At 44.8% G+C, this 3,842-nt stretch carries 5 protein-coding genes; all 5 read left to right on the top strand.

Translation table 11 applies throughout. From position 1 onward, the window contains the following. Window positions 1-120: 120 nt before the first annotated feature. Window positions 121-675 carry an aminoglycoside N-acetyltransferase AAC(6')-Ib4 gene (locus EKA13_RS26255; RefSeq protein ID WP_003159191.1) on the top strand — a complete coding sequence of 185 codons (555 nt, stop codon included), beginning with the start codon at window positions 121-123 and terminating at the stop codon, window positions 673-675. A gap of 77 nt (window positions 676-752) precedes the next feature. Continuing rightward, entirely contained in the window at window positions 753-1,490 is a 738-nt protein-coding gene (locus tag EKA13_RS26250) for a subclass B1 metallo-beta-lactamase IMP-45 (protein WP_063860608.1), read from the top strand. Window positions 1,491-1,642: 152 nt separating this feature from the next. Then, the gene (locus tag EKA13_RS26245) at window positions 1,643-1,927 is read left to right on the top strand and encodes a Pathogenicity locus (RefSeq protein ID WP_074412830.1); all 285 of its coding nucleotides are present in this window, start codon (window positions 1,643-1,645) and stop codon (window positions 1,925-1,927) included. Window positions 1,928-2,007: 80 nt separating this feature from the next. Continuing rightward, window positions 2,008-2,838, top strand: coding sequence for an oxacillin-hydrolyzing class D beta-lactamase OXA-1 (locus EKA13_RS26240; RefSeq protein WP_001334766.1), 831 nt, complete (start codon window positions 2,008-2,010; stop codon window positions 2,836-2,838). Window positions 2,839-2,975: 137 nt separating this feature from the next. After that, complete coding sequence (locus tag EKA13_RS26235) at window positions 2,976-3,608, top strand: type B-3 chloramphenicol O-acetyltransferase CatB3 (RefSeq protein ID WP_000186237.1); 633 nt, start codon at window positions 2,976-2,978, stop codon at window positions 3,606-3,608. Window positions 3,609-3,842 lie beyond the last annotated feature (234 nt).

Raw genomic sequence — 3,842 nt, 5'->3', positions numbered from 1 at the left:
GCATCCAAGCAGCAAGCGCGTTACGCCGTGGGTCGATGTTTGATGTTATGGAGCAGCAACGATGTTACGCAGCAGGGCAGTCGCCCTAAAACAAAGTTAGGCATCACAAAGTACAGCATCGTGACCAACAGCAACGATTCCGTCACACTGCGCCTCATGACTGAGCATGACCTTGCGATGCTCTATGAGTGGCTAAATCGATCTCATATCGTCGAGTGGTGGGGCGGAGAAGAAGCACGCCCGACACTTGCTGACGTACAGGAACAGTACTTGCCAAGCGTTTTAGCGCAAGAGTCCGTCACTCCATACATTGCAATGCTGAATGGAGAGCCGATTGGGTATGCCCAGTCGTACGTTGCTCTTGGAAGCGGGGACGGATGGTGGGAAGAAGAAACCGATCCAGGAGTACGCGGAATAGACCAGTCACTGGCGAATGCATCACAACTGGGCAAAGGCTTGGGAACCAAGCTGGTTCGAGCTCTGGTTGAGTTGCTGTTCAATGATCCCGAGGTCACCAAGATCCAAACGGACCCGTCGCCGAGCAACTTGCGAGCGATCCGATGCTACGAGAAAGCGGGGTTTGAGAGGCAAGGTACCGTAACCACCCCAGATGGTCCAGCCGTGTACATGGTTCAAACACGCCAGGCATTCGAGCGAACACGCAGTGATGCCTAACCCTTCCATCGAGGGGGACGTCCAAGGGCTGGCGCCCTTGGCCGCCCCTCATGTCAAACGTTAGAAAAAGGGAAAGTATGAGCAAGTTATTTGTATTCTTTATGTTTTTGTTTTGTAGCATTACTGCCGCAGGAGAGTCTTTGCCAGATTTAAAAATTGAGAAGCTTGACGAAGGCGTTTATGTTCATACTTCGTTTGAAGAAGTTAACGGTTGGGGTGTTATTCCTAAACACGGCTTGGTGGTTCTTGTAAATACTGATGCCTATCTGATAGACACTCCATTTACTGCTAAAGATACTGAAAATTTAGTTAATTGGTTTGTTGAGCGCGGCTATAGAATAAAAGGCAGTATTTCCTCACATTTCCATAGCGACAGCACGGGTGGAATAGAGTGGCTTAATTCTCAATCTATCCCCACGTATGCATCTGAATTAACAAATGAACTTCTTAAAAAAGACGGTAAGGTACAAGCTAAATATTCATTTAGCGGAGTTAGCTATTGGCTAGTTAAGAAAAAGATTGAAGTTTTTTATCCTGGTCCAGGGCACGCTCCAGATAACGTAGTGGTTTGGCTGCCTGAAAATAGAGTTTTGTTCGGTGGTTGTTTTGTTAAACCCTACGGTCTAGGTAATTTGGGTGACGCAAATTTAGAAGCTTGGCCAAAATCCGCCAAATTATTAATGTCAAAATATAGTAAGGCAAAACTGGTTGTACCAGGTCATAGTGACATAGGAGATTCGTCGCTCTTGAAGCTTACATGGGAGCAGACGGTAAAAGGATTCAATGAAAGCAAAAAAAGTACCACTGCACATTAACCAAATTTCTAACAAGTCGCTCAAGCATCGCACCTTCGGTGCTGGACAGTTTTTAAGTCGCGCTTTTGTGGTTTTGCTACGCAAAAGGTTTCCACAAAATCACAACTTAAAAACTGCCGCTTAGCTCGGCGTTAGATTTTTTGGAGCCTGCGATGCCATTCCTGCCATCTGAAAGAAAAGCCCTCCTTGCTGTCAAAGGCATTGGCCCTACAGTTGTGGCTCGTCTTGAACAAATGGGGTATGAATCTTTAGCGCATTTGAGCAAAGCCAATACTCTTGATATTGTTTCAAAAGCATCCTCAATTGTTGGCTCAACGTGCTGGAAAAATAGTCCGCAAGCCCGTGCAGCCATTCAGTCTGCCATTGCTCTCGCACAATCTCATCAGGCGCAAATGTCTAACATTTCGTCGCAGCCGACCGCCTGCGGCGGCGGCTGAACTCAAGGCGTTGGGCGAACCCGGAGCCTCATTAATTGTTAGCCGTTAAAATTAAGCCCTTTACCAAACCAATACTTATTATGAAAAACACAATACATATCAACTTCGCTATTTTTTTAATAATTGCAAATATTATCTACAGCAGCGCCAGTGCATCAACAGATATCTCTACTGTTGCATCTCCATTATTTGAAGGAACTGAAGGTTGTTTTTTACTTTACGATGCATCCACAAACGCTGAAATTGCTCAATTCAATAAAGCAAAGTGTGCAACGCAAATGGCACCAGATTCAACTTTCAAGATCGCATTATCACTTATGGCATTTGATGCGGAAATAATAGATCAGAAAACCATATTCAAATGGGATAAAACCCCCAAAGGAATGGAGATCTGGAACAGCAATCATACACCAAAGACGTGGATGCAATTTTCTGTTGTTTGGGTTTCGCAAGAAATAACCCAAAAAATTGGATTAAATAAAATCAAGAATTATCTCAAAGATTTTGATTATGGAAATCAAGACTTCTCTGGAGATAAAGAAAGAAACAACGGATTAACAGAAGCATGGCTCGAAAGTAGCTTAAAAATTTCACCAGAAGAACAAATTCAATTCCTGCGTAAAATTATTAATCACAATCTCCCAGTTAAAAACTCAGCCATAGAAAACACCATAGAGAACATGTATCTACAAGATCTGGATAATAGTACAAAACTGTATGGGAAAACTGGTGCAGGATTCACAGCAAATAGAACCTTACAAAACGGATGGTTTGAAGGGTTTATTATAAGCAAATCAGGACATAAATATGTTTTTGTGTCCGCACTTACAGGAAACTTGGGGTCGAATTTAACATCAAGCATAAAAGCCAAGAAAAATGCGATCACCATTCTAAACACACTAAATTTATAAAAAATCTAATGGCAAAATCGCCCAACCCTTCAATCAAGTCGGGACGGCCAAAAGCAAGCTTTTGGCTCCCCTCGCTGGCGCTCGGCGCCCCTTATTTCAAACGTTAGACGGCAAAGTCACAGACCGCGGGATCTCTTATGACCAACTACTTTGATAGCCCCTTCAAAGGCAAGCTGCTTTCTGAGCAAGTGAAGAACCCCAATATCAAAGTTGGGCGGTACAGCTATTACTCTGGCTACTATCATGGGCACTCATTCGATGACTGCGCACGGTATCTGTTTCCGGACCGTGATGACGTTGATAAGTTGATCATCGGTAGTTTCTGCTCTATCGGGAGTGGGGCTTCCTTTATCATGGCTGGCAATCAGGGGCATCGGTACGACTGGGCATCATCTTTCCCGTTCTTTTATATGCAGGAAGAACCTGCATTCTCAAGCGCACTCGATGCCTTCCAAAAAGCAGGTAATACTGTCATTGGCAATGACGTTTGGATCGGCTCTGAGGCAATGGTCATGCCCGGAATCAAGATCGGGCACGGTGCGGTGATAGGCAGCCGCTCGTTGGTGACAAAAGATGTGGAGCCTTACGCTATCGTTGGCGGCAATCCCGCTAAGAAGATTAAGAAACGCTTCACCGATGAGGAAATTTCATTGCTTCTGGAGATGGAGTGGTGGAATTGGTCACTGGAGAAGATCAAAGCGGCAATGCCCATGCTGTGCTCGTCTAATATTGTTGGCCTGCACAAGTATTGGCTCGAGTTTGCCGTCTAACAATTCAATCAAGCCGATGCCGCTTCGCGGCACGGCTTATTTCAGGCGTTAGATGCACTAAGCACATAATTGCTCACAGCCAAACTATCAGGTCAAGTCTGCTTTTATTATTTTTAAGCGTGCATAATAAGCCCTACACAAATTGGGAGATATATCACCTGAATTCAACACATAAGTGCAACGCTCACCCCTGTATGCACTTCGTACGGCGTCTTCCAGCCCAAGCGCTTGCGC

It is taken from the genome of Pseudomonas defluvii, assembly GCF_001695625.1.
GTDB lineage: Bacteria > Pseudomonadota > Gammaproteobacteria > Pseudomonadales > Pseudomonadaceae > Aquipseudomonas > Aquipseudomonas defluvii.
This window is presented reverse-complemented; position numbering and strand designations above follow the sequence as displayed.

What these genes read in the sequence shown, in the direction of transcription:
- EKA13_RS26235 (WP_000186237.1), top strand. Translation starts at nt 2,976, where the DNA reads ATGACCAACTACTTTGATAGCCCCTTCAAAGGCAAGCTGCTTTCTGAG.
- EKA13_RS26250 (WP_063860608.1), top strand. Translation starts at nt 753, where the DNA reads ATGAGCAAGTTATTTGTATTCTTTATGTTTTTGTTTTGTAGCATTACT.
- EKA13_RS26240 (WP_001334766.1), top strand. Translation starts at nt 2,008, where the DNA reads ATGAAAAACACAATACATATCAACTTCGCTATTTTTTTAATAATTGCA.
- EKA13_RS26245 (WP_074412830.1), top strand. Translation starts at nt 1,643, where the DNA reads ATGCCATTCCTGCCATCTGAAAGAAAAGCCCTCCTTGCTGTCAAAGGC.